The sequence below is a fragment of the Lentilactobacillus buchneri genome (assembly GCF_018314255.1).
Lineage (GTDB): Bacteria > Bacillota > Bacilli > Lactobacillales > Lactobacillaceae > Lentilactobacillus > Lentilactobacillus buchneri.
Map to the genome: position 1 here is coordinate 762,972 of NZ_CP073066.1, position 15,650 is coordinate 778,621.

The following is a 15,650-nucleotide window of genomic DNA, read 5'->3' on the forward strand; positions in this document are numbered from 1 at the left end:
CATATCACGGTTAACTGGTAACACAATCCTTATTTGGGCATCGGATCGAATTCATTTGAAAGTGAATATCCAAACGCCTAACAACTAGCACAAAGTCCCCGTTGATGATACGATAAAACCAAAATTATCTCTATCAAACAAGCATAATTATTGCATCAGTCAATCAGGGGAGGAATTATTATGCAGTCTGTGGATGACCAGTTAAAGCAGTTATCACCAGAAGAACTCATTAAATTAACGTCTGGCGCCAATTTTTGGGAATCGGTGACACTGCCAGACCACCAGATTCCCAGTTTTCGAATGAGTGATGGTCCCAATGGCCTTCGCTATCAGGCGGGTGAAGGCGATGCACTAGGAATAAATGACAGCGCTATCAGCACCTGTTTCCCAACGGCCAGTGCGGTTGCCTGCACTTGGGATCCGGATTTGGTCGCTCAAATGGGCCACGCCATCGGCTTGGAAGCCCGCAGCTTAAAGGTGGATATGGTGTTGGGACCGGGGATCAACATCAAGCGAAATCCGCTTTGCGGCCGGAACTTTGAATATTTCAGCGAAGATCCTTATTTAGCAGGCATGATTGGTGCCGGTTGGATTAAAGGCCTACAGTCTGAAGGTGCGGCGGCCTGCTTGAAACACTTTGCCGGCAACAATCAAGAAACCGATCGGCTGTTATCAAATTCCATGATTGATCCAACTGCCTTGCACGAATTGTATCTGGAAGCCTTCCGAATTGCCGTTGAATCTGCGCAGCCCGAAGGCGTGATGTGTTCATACAATCAGGTCAACGGCACTTATTCCAGTGATAATACCTATTTGCTAAGCAAAGTTTTGCGTCAGCAATGGGGATTCAAAGGCGCCGTCGTTACTGATTGGGGCGCGCTCAATGACAAAGTCGCCAGTCTGAATGCCGGCGGCGACCTGGAAATGCCATCCAGTCACAACATGTTCGACCCGCAGGCGCTCGAAGCTTTGAATGCCGGCCGACTCAAACGACCAGCTCTTGACCGAGCAGCGGGAAACGTTGTTCGAATTGCTGAGAAGCAGCGGCCAGAGTTCACTGGCGATCGCAAGGACCTACTGACAAAAAATGGCCAACTTGCCCAAAAGATTGCCGAAAACGCCGCGGTTTTATTAAAAAATGATGATCACATTCTGCCGATTGACCCATCCACTAAGCTCTTGGTAATCGGCCAGATGGCAGCCGAAACCCGTTATCAAGGTGCCGGATCTTCCCACATTAATCCCCCATCTCAGACCTCCATTTTGCAAGGATTAACCAATGCCGGGATTGCCTACGATTATGCGCAGGGCTACCAATTTACCGGTGAAAACAACCGTGAATTGGCGACTGCTGCCACCGATGCTGCTAAGAATGCTCAAACTGTCGTGGTGGTTGCAGGGTTGCCAGAAAGTGCCGAATCAGAGGGCTTTGACCGTCCTAACATGAAGCTGCCTAATAATCAGAATGAGCTGATTGAACAACTGGCGGCGGTGAACCCGAACGTGATTGTGTTACTGGTTGCCGGAGCGCCGGTAGAATTGCCGTGGCGAACTAAAGTTAAGGGGTTGATCAACCTCTATTTAGGCGGCCAGTTTGTCGGCGACGCAGCGGCTAATTTGTTATCCGGTAAAGTCAATCCATCCGGGAAGCTTGCCGAAAGTTACCCGATTACCTATCAGGACGTTCCGTCGGCTGAACTATATGACCACAATCCACGTTCGGCTGCTTACGCCGAGAGCGTCTATGTCGGCTACCGGTACTATGAAAAGGCCAACCAACCAGTCGCCTTCCCGTTTGGCTTCGGTCTGAGCTATACCAGCTTTGAAATGAGTCGTTTACAGTTAAATCAACACCAAATTGACGCCGGCCAATCGATTAATGTCACCGTTGACGTGGCCAACACCGGCAGCCGTGATGGGGCCGAAGTCGTTGAGGTTTACGTTGGCAATCCGTCTGACCGCGCCTTGAAACCATTGAAGGAACTGAAGGCCTTTCAAAAAATCTTTTTAAAGGCCGGCGAGAAACAGACGGTTACCCTTACCTTGCCTGCTCAAGCCTTTAGCGAGTGGGATGAGCAACAGCAAGCCTGGCAGCTGCCCGCAGTTTCGAAGACCATCATCGTCAAAATTGGATCGCGCCTTGAGGAACTCACCGCACCAGTTGAAGTAATCGGCCAAGCCATCACCCCAACTGATTCCATCCCGAGTTGGTACACCCATCCAGTGGGCAAGCCGACGATCGCCGATTTCACCGAACTGACTGGGATGACCGTTGCGCCACCATCAACGCCGGAACCGGGGCACTATACCCCATTGAACACACCGCGGGAGCTGAGTACCCACTCGGCGATTATTCGCAAAATCGTTTCAGTTTTAAAAGCCAACATGACCAAGGGCATTTCAGATCCAAATAGTTCTGAAGCCAAATTCATGGATGCCATCGTCATGGACACGCCACTGATTCGGCTTGCTCAACAGTCCAGTGGAAAACTCTCACTCAGTTTGGTCCACAAACTAGTCGCACTTGCCAATCGGCATTATATTCAGGCAATCTTTAAAAACTAATCGTTGTATGTAAGGGGGAAGTATTATGACACGAGGGGCAAGATGGCGGTTGGCATCCGCACTTTTATCGATTTCAATTCTCTTAACCAGCGCCAATGCGGTCGCCGGAACCATTCCGATCATGGCGGAACGGTTCCCGTCGATTCCACTGAGCCAAATTGAAAGTTTGACCACCATTCCCAGTTTGAGCGTCTTGATTTTTGTGGTCTTGAGTAATCCGATCGCCAAAAGGTTAGGCAACAAAGCAACCGTGTTAATTGGGGTCTTCATCGTCCTGATTGCCGGACTGATTCCGACTGTCGCCAATTCATTCTGGCTGATTTTGGGATCGCGATTCCTACTGGGTGCCGGGATCGGCTTATTTAACGCGATGGCCTACAGTTTAATCAGCTATTATTACGAGGGAACGCAACGCCAGACCATGATGGGCTATGAAGGCTCGGTGAACTCACTGGGCAACATTTTGATGTTTGTGTTTTCCTCAATTCTGATCGGGTTTGGCTGGCGCCAAGTCTATTTATACTATCTGATTGCCATCCCGGTCTTCATCCTGTTTTGGTGGGGTGCGCCAAGTGACCGCCAGGAAAAGCAACCGCAAGCCGATCAAGAAGCGGCCACACCATCAGTTGGCTTGGGGGAACTACTGAAAGGCCGGTTAATGATTTATGCATTATTAGTATTGTTCAGTATGATGATTGCCCAGACGGTGATCGTTAAAATTTCCGGGCTAATTTTAACCGGCGGCTACGGCAAAATTGCCGATGGCAGCATTGCCCTGGCCTTCCTGGGGGTCGCCAACATGATTGGCGGGACTCTTTACGGCCAGATATTCAAACTCATTCATCAATTGATTTTACCGGTTGGCTTGCTGATTGCCGCGGTTGCCCTGTTTGCCCTGGCGCGATCCCAATCACTGGCGCTTACCTACACCCTCACGGTGGTTGCCGGATTAAGTACGTCGCTGGTTGGACCCTACTTGTTTGCCAGTTCTGCCGAAATCGCCGGCAAAGGCAACGAAACCTTGGCCTCTTCAATTCTGATTGTGGGAATTAATATCGGTGTATTCTTAACGCCATACGCCTTGTCGGGATTGAGCCATCTGATCGGCAGTGATCAGCCGGCACCGATTTTAATCGCCGTCAGCGTTGTCTTGGCGGTGATTGGTGCGTTAACCTTCTTCATGAAAGAACCCAATCAGCAGTCTCAATGATCACGCCATTTCTAGGCCATCTTAATCAGTCCAACGCCGATGAGCATCAGCACCATTCCCAATGCTTGAGCAGGCACCATCTGTTGTTTGGTGGACCGCCACCAGCCGAATTGCTGAATCAGAATCGAGCCGATAATTTGGCCGATCAAACCCATCATGATCGTTAGGCCAGCGCCAATTTGTGGAACGGCCACCACGGTCACAAATAAAAATGTGCCACCAAGAATGCCACCCAACCAGTTCCAAGGTTGGGTGGTTTTGAGTTGACTGGCGGTGGGGACACGTTTATCAATCATCAGCGCAACGGCGGCAATCAAAAGCGTGCCGATGAAAAACGAAATGAAGGCCGCTTGGCTGGTGGAATGCAGTAACGTTCCCAAATGACCATTAATTGCCTGCTGCATCGCGGCCAACACCCCAACAATCACCGCCCAAGTTTGCCAGCCAATCACGCGTGTCGGCCCGTCTTGTCGAGTAACGTTGGCGTCAAATCGGCGGACATCGCGATTGGTGAGGCTGGGTAAGGCAACTGCCACCAGAACGCCGACAATCAAAATCAGGATGCCAACCAGCCGCCAAGCAGTCATGGCAACTTTAGCCGCACCGAACCACCCCAACCAATCGGTCACGGTTCCCATCGTGATCTGCCCCATAATCGGTAGAATCGTCGTTTGAATGGCACCAATTTTGGGAAACAGTAGGATATTTGACGTTAGATAAATCGAGCCCAGCAGACCGCCCAACCAAATCCAGGCTGGCTGCGCTTGGATGAATCTGCCGCTTGGAAACAGTCGTCCAGTCATTGACATGGCGAGAATCGCTAAAAACAAGGTGCCGATAATGAACGAAATCGTCCCGGCAATAAACGGCGATTTCACTAGCCGGCTTAAATCGGCATTAATGGGACTTTGATTAGACAACAGGAACCCGGCAACTAGGGAAATAGTCATAAAAATCAGCATTGTTTTCCACCTTCAAATCATGAAATCAGACTATTTGATACACGACATATAGTCGAAAGAAAAGCAGTCAACTATTTCAGGTTAACTGCTTGTGTGAATGATTGGTCACGTAAGTAAAGATCACCAGTTTGGATGACTGTATTATACACCGCCCATCTTTGAAATCTGAAGATGAACCGAACCACTTTCCTGAATGCAGCTTAAACAACATGCGCAACGCAATCTCCATAAATGTGATTCATTTAATAAATGTAATCGCTTTCAAGACTCCAACTAAGGTGCTATCGTTAACCACGAATCGTGTTCCTCATGAGTTTAAGGAGGTCATCAACATGGCAGAGTTGGACGGAAAAGTTGCCATCATCACTGGTGGTGCCAATGGAATTGGTCTGGAAACAACGAAGCTCTTTCTCCAGGAAGGCGCAAAAGTTGTTTTCACGGATGTTAATGCGGATGCAGGTAAGCAGGTGGAAGATGAATTGAATAACCAGAACGCCCTATTCATCCAACAGGACGTCGGTGACGAAGCAGCTTGGGAAAAAGTTGTGAAGACGACGCTTGATCAATTTGGGACAATCGACATTCTTTTCAATAATGCGGGAATTTACATTATTGGTAAAATTGCTGATTTAACAGTCGATACTTGGAATAAGTTAATGCGGATCAACGTCTTGGGAACTTTCTTGGGATTGAAGCACGTCCTCCCAGTGATGGCAGAGAACCATCACGGGTCGGTCATCAACGCATCATCAATTGCCGGAATTGCCGGTTCAGCCGGTCATATTCTCTATGGTGCCAGCAAGGGTGCCGTTAGAACGATGACCAAGGACGCTGCCGCGGAGTACGCCAGCAAGAACGTCAGAGTCAACTCAATTCATCCTGGCTACATTAAAACCGGGATGGCCGACTACGCCTCAGCATCCCTTGGGATACCAGAGAATCAACTTGGCAAGATTTTCCCGCTGGGTCGTTTGGGTGAACGAATCGAAGTTGCCCAAACTGTTGTCTTTCTGGCATCGGATAAAGCATCATTTATTACTGGGGTTGAGTTGCCGATTGATGGTGGGTTCTTGGCCCAGTAATAAGACGATTATTTGTCAGAAAGCGACTGACGGGTAAGGTTTGAATGCTCCGGAATATCGTTTCAAAGAAAGATGTTTCCTCCATTAGGAACGGCTCTCAAAAAAATGGGAGCCGTTTTCATTACGAACAAGATTCATTTTGCGATCTGCTTATTAAGGAATCGTCAAATCACCACAAATCTTTTATACTTGAGATAAACAAAACTGCACTCCAATGAAAGCAGAAAGAAGATGATGACAAATGACAAATCCAGAAATCGTGTCCTACCCCGCCATCTTCAGTAACCAAGACAACGACAGCTATTATACGGTGACATTCCCCGATATTCCAGACACAGTGTCACAAGGCAGAACCTTGGAGGAAGCACTCCGCGAAGCCCCAGATGCAATTGCCGTCGCGTTACCCGATTATGCGGAGTATCCCAAACCGTCTAATCTCCAACGAGTACAGGCTGAAAATCCTAACGCAATCGTCCGCTTGGTTCGCGTAAATATGAAAGAAAAGCTTGAAGCAATGAGATCAAAGCCAAATAATATTCATCAATTATTCAGTGGCTGGTCAGATGATGGTATAAGAGATACTGAATTAGACTGGGGAGATCGGCAAGGACAAGAGTTTAAATAAGGACTTGATCAACAGCTTTTAATTGCCTGAATTCTACATCGGATCAGGCTTTCAAGATGCAGAATATTGATTCGAAGGAGTTTGAAAAATGAAAACAATAAGGCATCTTTTTATCATCACAATCGCATTCTTTGCATTCATCGCGATCTCAACCGTCATGGTTCGCGGTGATTCTCTCGATGAGGACACTGTGCCTGTTAATTTGACCAAAAAATCGTTGGCCAAAATAGAAAAATCATATTCAGATGTTTGGAACAATGTAAAGTATTACCGTGTCAACAAAACTGTCAGACTCAAAGTAAAGTTTATTGATCGAGATACAGAGAAAACAACCAAAGTTGCCAGCATCAGAGTACCCAAAAACACCATCTTGGCGGGAAGTAAGGACCACGTTGAGGAAACAAGAGAAAAGTTCATCAACACGTTTGGCCTCAACTACGACACCTTCAGTTATCGATTCTTGAAGCCCGTCCTTAGTTCCAGCATGAACTTATTCACATATGATGCGTTCGTCAATGCAAAAAAGATGTCATCAATCAACAAGTATTTCTCAAGAGTCAAGCGCCCGGCGTATATGCCTGCCTATTCTTCAGGATCACTCTATATTTATCCCACTAATAAGAAAAAATTCAGTCCGTTCAGTCCAACGACAAATCGTTTGAAAATAACCTCTGATGGATACCTGGAATTCACCAAAAATAATAGTCCTGACGTCGAAACTAATAAGTCATTTAATCTGACTCCAGATTCACATGTCAAAATTAACAAGACGATCCTCAAAAATAATTCAAGGTATTTATACTACGCACACCATTTGGCAGGTGTTACTGATAAGCAGGTCGCAAAAGCCGGTAAAAATATGTATAGATTAACAATTACCAACTTGCATCGACCTTTCTCAATGTTTGACGGTGATCAAGGAGCCGTCTTAATGAGCAGATACAAAGTTGGGGACACTGTATATTACACAAGTAGCGGCGGATATAGTGCGTAGGGAGCCCTTCACTGGCGATTCCACATCCTACCTTAAGCGCAAAAAAAACCCTGGCTTGATCACCAGGGCTACATATCACTCAACCTATCCAAAGATGTGTTTTCTAAACCGGCTGAGAAACATTATTAAAATAGTCAACCAAAAATTGTGAACCGTTCCACGTCACTTTAGTAATACTCCCATTGATTGTTGGCACGTAAACGGGCAGATTACTCCAATGCGCAACTAAGTTTCGAATGGCGGTTCCATGAGTTGCAACCAAAATCTGATCATGGTCAGCGGCCTGAGAAATAATTTCTTGAATGCCGCTTGAGAAGCGTTCCCAGAATTCAGCGCTGGTTTCCGCATCCTGATAAGGATCCGCAGAGGCAACACGGTCCTCAGCCTCTTCAATTGAGTGTTTTAAAATCATTTGCTCAAACGAGTCAATGCCTTCTTCTCCGCCTAATTCATGCCACAACTGATTTTCATCACTGCCTTCAAAATACCCGTAGTTCAATTCACGTAATGCTTGCATTGGCTTCAATTGCAGTTTTGGAGAGACTTCCTGATTTTCCTGTAATATCAGCTTGCCGGTATTAATTGTCCGCATTGTATCGCTGGTATAGGCTTGGGTAAAATGAATTCGGCTCAGCCGACTGCCGGCTCTTTTTGCTGCGGCAATTCCCTGCTGAGTTAGCGGAGAGTCACAATTTCCTTGAATCCGATTATATTTATTCAAGAACGTTTGCCCATGTCTCACAAAATATAAAGTAATTGACATCAATTGTGCCTCCTTCGATGACTCAACTTCGCAGTAATACTGACTGGTCTCTTTGAGCCCACCAAGTTAATCGTGATTAGCGATTACTGAATGTCAATAAACGGTAGTTGAAATAACGTTGCCAAATCCTTAATTTGTTGTTCTGAAGCAGTAAATGTCAAAACGGTATGGTGACCGCCGCCATTTTGAATCCACTCGGTTGCACCATGTTTCAGACCCATCTTTGGAGTCCAATATTGTTTGGCAATTGGCAGATATGGTGTCTTCTTAGTCGGTTTGTGGGCAGTCACGCCATAACCGATCATTCTAAATTCGGTTCCAAAGTCAGAAATGGTTACATCCATGGCATCGCCATCTATTCCGTCGAACACGAGGCGGGCTGGATCGTCCTTACCACCAATACCAAGTGGGTGAACTTCAACCCGTGGCTTATCACTGGCAATCGTTGGATCAACTTCCAGCATGTGCGAGCCCAAGATGGCTTCGTTGCCTTTGGTCAATTCCAAAGTGTAATCTTCCATAAAGACAGTCCGATCATTATGGGTCATAACCTTAAGTAAACGATCAAGCGCAGCGGTCTTCCAATCTCCTTCGCCGGCAAATCCATATCCTTCTGCCATTAACAACTGCACGGCCAGACCTGGGAGCTGTTCCATCCCGAACAAGTCTTCAAAGTTGGTTGAGAATGCTGTATAGCCACCCTTGTCAAGAAGATGCTTGATGCCAAAGTATTCCCGGATCTGGTAGCGAACGGAGTGCTCGTATTTTGCAGCATCATTATCACCCTGAACGAAGGTATACTTTTGTTGGAGTTCTTGGTACTTATTGTCGATATCAGTGTCAGAAACCGAATTGATTTCTTCAACCAAATTGCCAACTGGCCAGTAATCAACGGTCCAGCCGAATTGAATTTGACCCTGAATCTTGTCACCTTCTGTAACGGCAACATTTCGCATGGTGTCACCAAAACGGGCCACTTTGATGTTGAAACTTTCATTGTAAGCAACTGCAACATCTTCCCAATCGGCAATTTCTTGTTGAATTTCTGGGTCAGCCCAGTGACCATAAATGACCTTATTGTGCTTCTGAAGTCTTGCGTTGATGTAGCCGTACTCACGATCGCCATGGGCACTTTGGTTCAAGTTCATGTAATCAAAGTTGATGGTGTCATATGGAATATGATCCAAATATTGGGTAGCAAGATGCAGCAATGGCTTTTGCAGCAACTTAGTTCCGTGAATCCAGTTTTTAGCTGGGGAATAAGTGTGCATCCAAGTAATCACACCAGCGACCTTATCTGTATAATTGGCTTCCTTCATGACTGCTGTAATTTCATCAGCGGTGGTAGCGACAGCTTTAAATTTAATTGGGTAGGGAAGCTTGCCGGAAGCATTCAATTTGTTGATAATATCTTCCGTATCAGACCGAACCTCGCCTAGTATTTCTTCGCCATAGAGGTGTTGGCTGCCAACAACGAACCAAAATTCATAATCAGGGACCTTAAGCATTGATATTTCTCCTTCCGCAACTTTCAAAATGGGGCGTTTGAAGTTGACATTTAATGAAAAATCATTAAATTTGATTGTATTATTGAACGTTGTTTCGCCTGTCTGTTCTAATTTCCAGAACTTGGTTCATAAACGTTTCAACACAGTCATCATAAGGGAACACTGACTCGATAAATGCACGATATTGCATGAAAAAATATACATATTTGATAGTAAATGATCACTATTTCAATCTTGAAAGGAATCTATTATGAGAATCGCATTTAGCAACCTGAATGACACCATGCCCATTTCTTGCGAATCAATTGGCTATCACTGGCGGCAGTATCCAATATACCGGCCCAATGGCTACCGCTTTTTTCACTGGTTACAAACCGAAAGCAGCTCGGGAACCGTCAAAATTGATGGCCAGCAAATCCATCTACTGCCAAACTCCGGCATTCTCATTCGCCCCACCGTTCCGCATTCTTATAGCGCCGACTCGGATGCCAAAGAATGGGATACTGCCTACATCACCTTTTACGGTCCACTTGCGAACTACCTGGTGAACTATCTGGACGTCGAGGACTATCGGGTGTTTGAAGATTTACCTGAAAACATTACCAATTTTATCCAAAGCAACTACCGGGCATTTATCAACAATACAATTGCCGACCAAGCCAACCAATCAGTGCTGATCTATCGCTATTTGCTGCTGCTTCACCAAATGGATATCGTCCATGGCCAACAAAGCAAATCCGATCCGATCGTTAACCGTATCACCAGCTTTTTGGAAAGTAATTATCAATTTAACATTACCAATCAAAGCATCAGTAACATCACCGGCCTGTCGATTCCTTACCAGACGAATATTTTCCGGCAAAAATACGGCGTGACCCCACTTCAATATTTGTTTGACTATCGGATCCGGCAAGCTGCCTATCTACTCGTCACCAGAAAGGATCTGCAAGTCCAAGAAGTGTCTGAGCAAGTTGGCTTCCCCGACACATCCAGATTCATTAATGCCTTCAGGAACTTTTATGGGGTGACGCCTAAGCAGTATAGTAAGACGGCGTATCAGGGTAATAATTGATGACGAAGGCTCAATTAAAAAGCAAGAAGTGACTTATAACGGAATGCCGGTTACTTAACGATTTGCAAAACAAAAAGTGAACCGAACCCCTTGAATTAGATTTCTCCAATTCAAGGGGTTCAGTTCACTTAATCACAAGATCCGCTTCACAAAAGGATAGTCGCTACAAAAAGATTTTGTTAACAAAACACGCCAACCGCTATGCAACTCGGATTGATCAATTTTATCAGCAAAATAACAAAGAATTAAGGCATGTTCTCGGTGACAAGAATACAGATACTCTTGTAGAAAATCTGCATCAAATTCAAAAATATTTTGATGATAAGCTGAATTGACAGACATTATGATGATCTCTCAAAGATTAATAGATTAACTGGTAGAGCCTACTCCGACAATTTTCTACGCCCTGAACAAACATCAGCAGCCCTGAACAGCTGATGTTCGTTCAGGGCTATTTTGTAGTGTTCTGATTATTACATGGCATAAAACATTTATTAACGGGAGCGTTAAAGATGAGCGAACCAGACTTTCGTGAAGTTAATCGCTCCTGCTTTTTGACTGATAAATTGGCAATAAAACATCATCAACTAACAATTCCAATTTGCGCTGCGTTAACGGCTGATTAGTAAAAAGTTGAAATCTTAGCCAATCGAATGGTAGCAATGCAATCTCTTCAGGCAGATCTGTTTTTATGATCTCGCCTCTTTTTTTGCCCGTGTAAGAATGTGATCAAGAGCATTAAGATCGATCGCATTTCCTTCGCTCATTAATTGTTGAATCGTCGTATTTTCTTCTTTAGTTGCTTCCCCCAGCAGTTCTGGAATACGGAAGTCCTTAAATGTTTGCATACTAATAATGAATCGTTGAAGCAGCTGCAATAAATCCTCGCGTAACGAATGACCAGTCAAAGTGAAATCATCCGTTCGGCCGTGATTTTCTGACGTTATCTTGTCCTGAATTGCGGCAACTGCCAGAGAGAATGGCGTCTGCCATCGACGATAAATAACAGATTTACTGGTGTTAGCCAAATCGGCCACATCAGCGAAATTGAAACTTAAAAATCCCTTAGTTTTCAGAAGCTGTAAAGCTGCCTGATAAATCGCTTGTTCCAGTTCGGCACCCCGACGACGTTTTTGAACCATAATGATGACTCTCCTTTTTTAAGATACTTTAAGTATCTTATTGCATTTTTTATCTTCATAGTGTATTATATCAATTATTGTTTTAGGATACTAATAGTTTCTTATTTAGGAGGAAAAATGTAATGAATAAACAAATCCCAAAATCCACAATCATCATCGCTTGGGTTGTCGTCTTTGGTGCAATGGCCCCATTACTTGATTCAACAATGATTAATATTGCTATTAATAAGTTAGTTAATAGTTTTAATAGTTCTGTCACAACAGTTCAATGGACCATTACCTGTTATGTCTTGGCAACTGGAATTGCTGTTCCGTTTTCAAGTTGGTTATTAAATAAATTTGATGGTAAACATGTCTTTATGCTCAGTGAAATCTTATTCGGCATCGGTTCCATTTTAGCCGCAGTTTCACCAAACATTCAATTTCTAATTGGAGCCCGCCTGGTTCAAGGCTTTGCTGGTGGCTTAATTATGCCGTTGCTAACCACCCTTTTAGTTCAAACTGCTGGTGCCGCCGTTATGGGGCAAATGATGGCAACGGTCGGTTTACCCATGATCTTGGGTCCTCTGATCGGGCCTGTCATCGGCGGGATTATTATTAAATTTTTGTCTTGGCAATGGATTTTTTGGATTAACGTTCCCGTAACCTTGACGTCACTCGGTTTAATTATTTGGAAAATGCCTAATTACCCTGCACAAAATAAATCCGCAAAATTAGATCTCATCGGAACACTGCTTCTGATTGGATCCAGCACCAGTATCATTTATGGGATGGTTAAAGCTGCCCACAAGGCCAATTTTAGCAACCCGTCAACACTCACTTTTTTGGCAACGGGCGTTTCGCTGCTAATTATCTACGTTATTTGGGGCGCCATTCGGGGCGAAAAAGCAGTTATTCCGCTTAATTTGTTTAGACATGGGTCCTTCAATGGATCAGTTATTGGCTTGTTTATTGCTGGAACTGTTCTTAATGGTGCCATGTTATTGTTACCACTCTTTTTCCAGAACGTGCGTCATATGAGTGTCTTGATGGCCTCACTGGCGTTGATCCCCCAAGGATTGGGGATGTTGATTTCCCGCCCACTCACCGGCCGATTGACCGATTCAATTGGTGCAAAATATGTCGTTCTTGTCAGTGTGTTTATTGCTTTTGTTGGTACGATTCCTTTTTACTGGATCACCCAAAGCACACCGTACTGGATCATTGCCGTTGTTCTGCTGGTTCGTGGAATTGGGGCCGGTGGTATTTTGACGCCATTGATGGCTGACTCTTATTCCGGAATGAGGATCGACCAAATTTCGAGCGCCACAATCGGTTCACGGATCTTGCAAAACATCGGCAGTGCCTTTGGTTCAGCATTAGTTACAACTGTCGTAACTGCTTTTTCAGCTTCGCACGTTAAAAGCTTTCAGCATCAATTAAAAACGGGTAGCCTCAAACCGGCATCAGGGCAATTGGCTGCTTTTATCCACCAACATTTAGTTGCTATTCGACTTGACGCATTTCAACAGGGATTTTTAATGATTTCCCTGGCAGCACTGTTGATCATTCTGCCGACCCTACTACTTTCTAACAAAATGAAATCAAAAGAATAAGCAGATGCAGGTTGCCAAACTACGTGAAGTATTCAAGAGCCTCGCCTGAAGGAAGGTTGATTCGATCATGAAAAACGATATCTTAACAATCATTCATGGGTGGTACATTGCCCTTGGCGTTGTCCTATGGCTTACACTCGTTACAATTTTTGTTTCGAAACGATACCTCAGCAGCTCCCCGGTTAATTGGGCTAAATTGTATTTAACTCCTATACTATTTATTGTATTTGGTATTGAGAAAATCGTCCGCTTTCGACATTTGGCCGCCACTTTAACAATTTTCTTAGTGATTATTGTGTTAGCCAGTTTCTTTGGTGCTCACTTGGCCTACAAATACCAATCTTTTTTCTGGCGAGAAAATCAAATCAAAATGATTGGCGGCAAATACGCGATTAGTTTAATGATTATGAATGTCATCGTGATCCTGCTGATTAATTTCCATGGTTGGGTAAACCCTGAAAGTTATGAGACTTGGTCATATACATTAACCTATGCAATCACTTCGGCAATTGTTAAGGGGTTGTTAATTGGCCAATCGGTTAATATGTGGTGGCATTTGAAGGTATTGCCTAAGAAGCTGTAACCGTTAGTTGATCATAATTAACACAAAAATGAGCTGTGTCCTCGAAGATAACAGAAAGAATTCGAGGACACAACTCATTTTTTGTTTGATAGGCTTCGGATTTGGAGACCTATCTTGGTAAAAGTCGGCAATCTCAAGAGGGAAAAGAAAGTCAGTCAACCAAAATCTCATTGAACTGAGAGGTACTTCTTGAAAGACATTTCATCTTTACGCAGACATTCAACATGTCTACAAAGACTACACTCCAAGCATCGCAATTGGTAATACATGTACCCGATCCTGCCGTGTATATGCAAACTGACTAGTATTCAAAAGAACCTTGGTCACGTCAAATTCACTCTTGACCAAATCTTCAAACCAATTCAAGTGACGAACATAGTCGTCTTTGGCTTCCGGATCCGCCTTAACTTCAAATAAAATGAGGGATTTACCTTTCTGCAAAATGAAGTCAACTTCTCGAGTCCCTTGGTGATTTCTAAATTGAGATAAGTTAGCATCATTAGCGTCCGCGTATACTACTAAACTTTGGTAAACCAAAGATTCCAATAATTGGCCAAGTAACGTTTGATTGAATTTGCCAACATATTTTGGAACCTGATAAGTTTCTAACTGCTCACGATTTACTCCCAACAATTTAAGAGCGATAGCAGGATCGAGCATATAGTGCTTTGGCGCCTTTGCTAAATTAGAATAGATTTTACCGACAGCTAAAAATGGAGGTACTTCGTCAATAATATATAGAATTTCCAAGGCTTCTCGATAGTTCATTGCCGTTGGCTTACTCGGAGCTTCACCACTATTTGCCATTGCTGCGTTAATAATTGTCTGAAACTTTGTCGTTGTTCCGATTGAGGCTGAGTAAGCTTTCAACCACGCCAGCAAACTTTCAGGTTTTTGTATTTTAAACCCATTTTCTTCAAAGTCATGCTCAGCAATATTATCAATGTAGCTTTGTAATAATAAGTCTCGGGCATGTGGTGCTTTCAAGCGAATACCAGGAAAACCTGATTTGAATATTTCATCCAAGTAATCGTTAATATTATTCTGAGTTTGCCCAGAAATCTTGCCTTCTTTGGACAACTCAAACAAACGCTGAATGGAAATATATTGTTTAGACATCCCCCGTTCTTCAATCGTATACGGCCGTAACTTCATTCTTATGATTCGGCCTGCACCACTATGGATTCGTGAATTAACACGAATACTACTTCCTGTGAAAAGAACACTACCATTTGGTAATCCACTGTCAACTTGATGACGAACAAAGGACCAAAGCTCTGGGGCAAGCTGCCACTCATCTAATAAGACTGGCTTTTCATCCCTCAATATAACATCTGGATCTCCCTTTAACATCAATCTCATTGTTTCATTGTCTAGACTGTAGATTGTTTTTGCTAATTGTAAACAAGTTTCAGTTTTTCCAACTGCTTTGGCTCCCTCTACTAAAATTGCAGGAAGCTCCATCAGATTTCGCTTTAATGGTTCATCAATAATTCTTTTTTCATACACCACTAATCACCCACCTTGGCATTTAGAAGGATTATATTTT

General features: G+C 44.1%; 13 protein-coding genes. 8 read left to right on the top strand and 5 right to left on the bottom strand.

Going from position 1 to position 15,650, the window contains the following annotated elements; genetic code table 11:
• Positions 1-180: 180 nt before the first annotated feature.
• Together KE627_RS03805 and KE627_RS03810 are read left to right on the top strand one after the other, a co-directional pair.
• A complete protein-coding gene (locus tag KE627_RS03805) occupies positions 181-2,565 on the top strand; it encodes a glycoside hydrolase family 3 C-terminal domain-containing protein (protein WP_056938972.1) in 2,385 nt (794 codons plus the stop codon).
• A gap of 25 nt (positions 2,566-2,590) precedes the next feature.
• The gene (locus KE627_RS03810; protein ID WP_056938971.1) at positions 2,591-3,775 is read left to right on the top strand and encodes an MFS transporter; all 1,185 of its coding nucleotides are present in this window, start codon (positions 2,591-2,593) and stop codon (positions 3,773-3,775) included.
• 11 nt (positions 3,776-3,786) lie between these two features.
• Here KE627_RS03810 and KE627_RS03815 read toward each other — a convergent pair whose 3' ends face one another.
• Positions 3,787-4,737 (bottom strand): DMT family transporter, encoded by a 951-nt coding sequence (locus tag KE627_RS03815; protein WP_013728707.1) that lies wholly within the window; start codon positions 4,735-4,737, stop codon positions 3,787-3,789.
• 332 nt (positions 4,738-5,069) lie between these two features.
• On the opposite strand from KE627_RS03815, the gene KE627_RS03820 reads away from it, so the two are divergent.
• The 3 genes from KE627_RS03820 (at position 5,070) to KE627_RS03830 (ending at position 7,438) form a co-directional block, all read left to right on the top strand.
• Complete coding sequence (locus KE627_RS03820) at positions 5,070-5,819, top strand: SDR family NAD(P)-dependent oxidoreductase (RefSeq protein WP_013728708.1); 750 nt, start codon at positions 5,070-5,072, stop codon at positions 5,817-5,819.
• Between the two features lie 241 nt (positions 5,820-6,060).
• Entirely contained in the window at positions 6,061-6,444 is a 384-nt protein-coding gene (locus KE627_RS03825) for a type II toxin-antitoxin system HicB family antitoxin (RefSeq protein ID WP_013728709.1), read from the top strand.
• Positions 6,445-6,532: 88 nt separating this feature from the next.
• Positions 6,533-7,438: a hypothetical protein gene (locus tag KE627_RS03830; protein WP_136861184.1), complete on the top strand. Its 906-nt coding sequence runs from the start codon at positions 6,533-6,535 to the stop codon at positions 7,436-7,438.
• 103 nt (positions 7,439-7,541) lie between these two features.
• On the opposite strand, the gene KE627_RS03835 is transcribed toward KE627_RS03830, so the two are convergent.
• Together KE627_RS03835 and araA are read right to left on the bottom strand one after the other, a co-directional pair.
• Positions 7,542-8,201 carry a histidine phosphatase family protein gene (locus tag KE627_RS03835; RefSeq protein ID WP_056938970.1) on the bottom strand — a complete coding sequence of 220 codons (660 nt, stop codon included), beginning with the start codon at positions 8,199-8,201 and terminating at the stop codon, positions 7,542-7,544.
• A gap of 83 nt (positions 8,202-8,284) precedes the next feature.
• Positions 8,285-9,709, bottom strand: coding sequence for an L-arabinose isomerase (gene araA, locus KE627_RS03840; protein ID WP_056938969.1), 1,425 nt, complete (start codon positions 9,707-9,709; stop codon positions 8,285-8,287).
• A gap of 250 nt (positions 9,710-9,959) precedes the next feature.
• On the opposite strand from araA, the gene KE627_RS03845 reads away from it, so the two are divergent.
• Complete coding sequence (locus KE627_RS03845) at positions 9,960-10,781, top strand: AraC family transcriptional regulator (protein ID WP_056938968.1); 822 nt, start codon at positions 9,960-9,962, stop codon at positions 10,779-10,781.
• A gap of 689 nt (positions 10,782-11,470) precedes the next feature.
• On the opposite strand, the gene KE627_RS03850 is transcribed toward KE627_RS03845, so the two are convergent.
• The gene (locus KE627_RS03850) at positions 11,471-11,923 is read right to left on the bottom strand and encodes a TetR/AcrR family transcriptional regulator (protein WP_249291338.1); all 453 of its coding nucleotides are present in this window, start codon (positions 11,921-11,923) and stop codon (positions 11,471-11,473) included.
• Between the two features lie 122 nt (positions 11,924-12,045).
• Between KE627_RS03850 and KE627_RS03855 the strand changes: the two genes are divergently transcribed.
• Positions 12,046-13,518: a DHA2 family efflux MFS transporter permease subunit gene (locus KE627_RS03855; RefSeq protein WP_013728716.1), complete on the top strand. Its 1,473-nt coding sequence runs from the start codon at positions 12,046-12,048 to the stop codon at positions 13,516-13,518.
• Between the two features lie 259 nt (positions 13,519-13,777).
• Positions 13,778-14,101, top strand: coding sequence for a hypothetical protein (locus KE627_RS12270; protein WP_249291339.1), 324 nt, complete (start codon positions 13,778-13,780; stop codon positions 14,099-14,101).
• Positions 14,102-14,338: 237 nt separating this feature from the next.
• Here the strand turns inward: KE627_RS12270 and KE627_RS03865 are convergent, their stop codons facing one another.
• A complete protein-coding gene (locus KE627_RS03865) occupies positions 14,339-15,613 on the bottom strand; it encodes an ATP-binding protein (RefSeq protein WP_013728718.1) in 1,275 nt (424 codons plus the stop codon).
• Positions 15,614-15,650 lie beyond the last annotated feature (37 nt).

What these genes read in the sequence shown, in the direction of transcription:
- KE627_RS03835 (WP_056938970.1), bottom strand. Translation starts at nt 8,201, where the DNA reads ATGTCAATTACTTTATATTTTGTGAGACATGGGCAAACGTTCTTGAAT.
- KE627_RS03825 (WP_013728709.1), top strand. Translation starts at nt 6,061, where the DNA reads ATGACAAATCCAGAAATCGTGTCCTACCCCGCCATCTTCAGTAACCAA.
- KE627_RS03815 (WP_013728707.1), bottom strand. Translation starts at nt 4,737, where the DNA reads ATGCTGATTTTTATGACTATTTCCCTAGTTGCCGGGTTCCTGTTGTCT.
- KE627_RS03850 (WP_249291338.1), bottom strand. Translation starts at nt 11,923, where the DNA reads ATGGTTCAAAAACGTCGTCGGGGTGCCGAACTGGAACAAGCGATTTAT.
- KE627_RS03805 (WP_056938972.1), top strand. Translation starts at nt 181, where the DNA reads ATGCAGTCTGTGGATGACCAGTTAAAGCAGTTATCACCAGAAGAACTC.
- KE627_RS03845 (WP_056938968.1), top strand. Translation starts at nt 9,960, where the DNA reads ATGAGAATCGCATTTAGCAACCTGAATGACACCATGCCCATTTCTTGC.
- KE627_RS03820 (WP_013728708.1), top strand. Translation starts at nt 5,070, where the DNA reads ATGGCAGAGTTGGACGGAAAAGTTGCCATCATCACTGGTGGTGCCAAT.
- KE627_RS03830 (WP_136861184.1), top strand. Translation starts at nt 6,533, where the DNA reads ATGAAAACAATAAGGCATCTTTTTATCATCACAATCGCATTCTTTGCA.
- araA (WP_056938969.1), bottom strand. Translation starts at nt 9,709, where the DNA reads ATGCTTAAGGTCCCTGATTATGAATTTTGGTTCGTTGTTGGCAGCCAA.
- KE627_RS03855 (WP_013728716.1), top strand. Translation starts at nt 12,046, where the DNA reads ATGAATAAACAAATCCCAAAATCCACAATCATCATCGCTTGGGTTGTC.
- KE627_RS03810 (WP_056938971.1), top strand. Translation starts at nt 2,591, where the DNA reads ATGACACGAGGGGCAAGATGGCGGTTGGCATCCGCACTTTTATCGATT.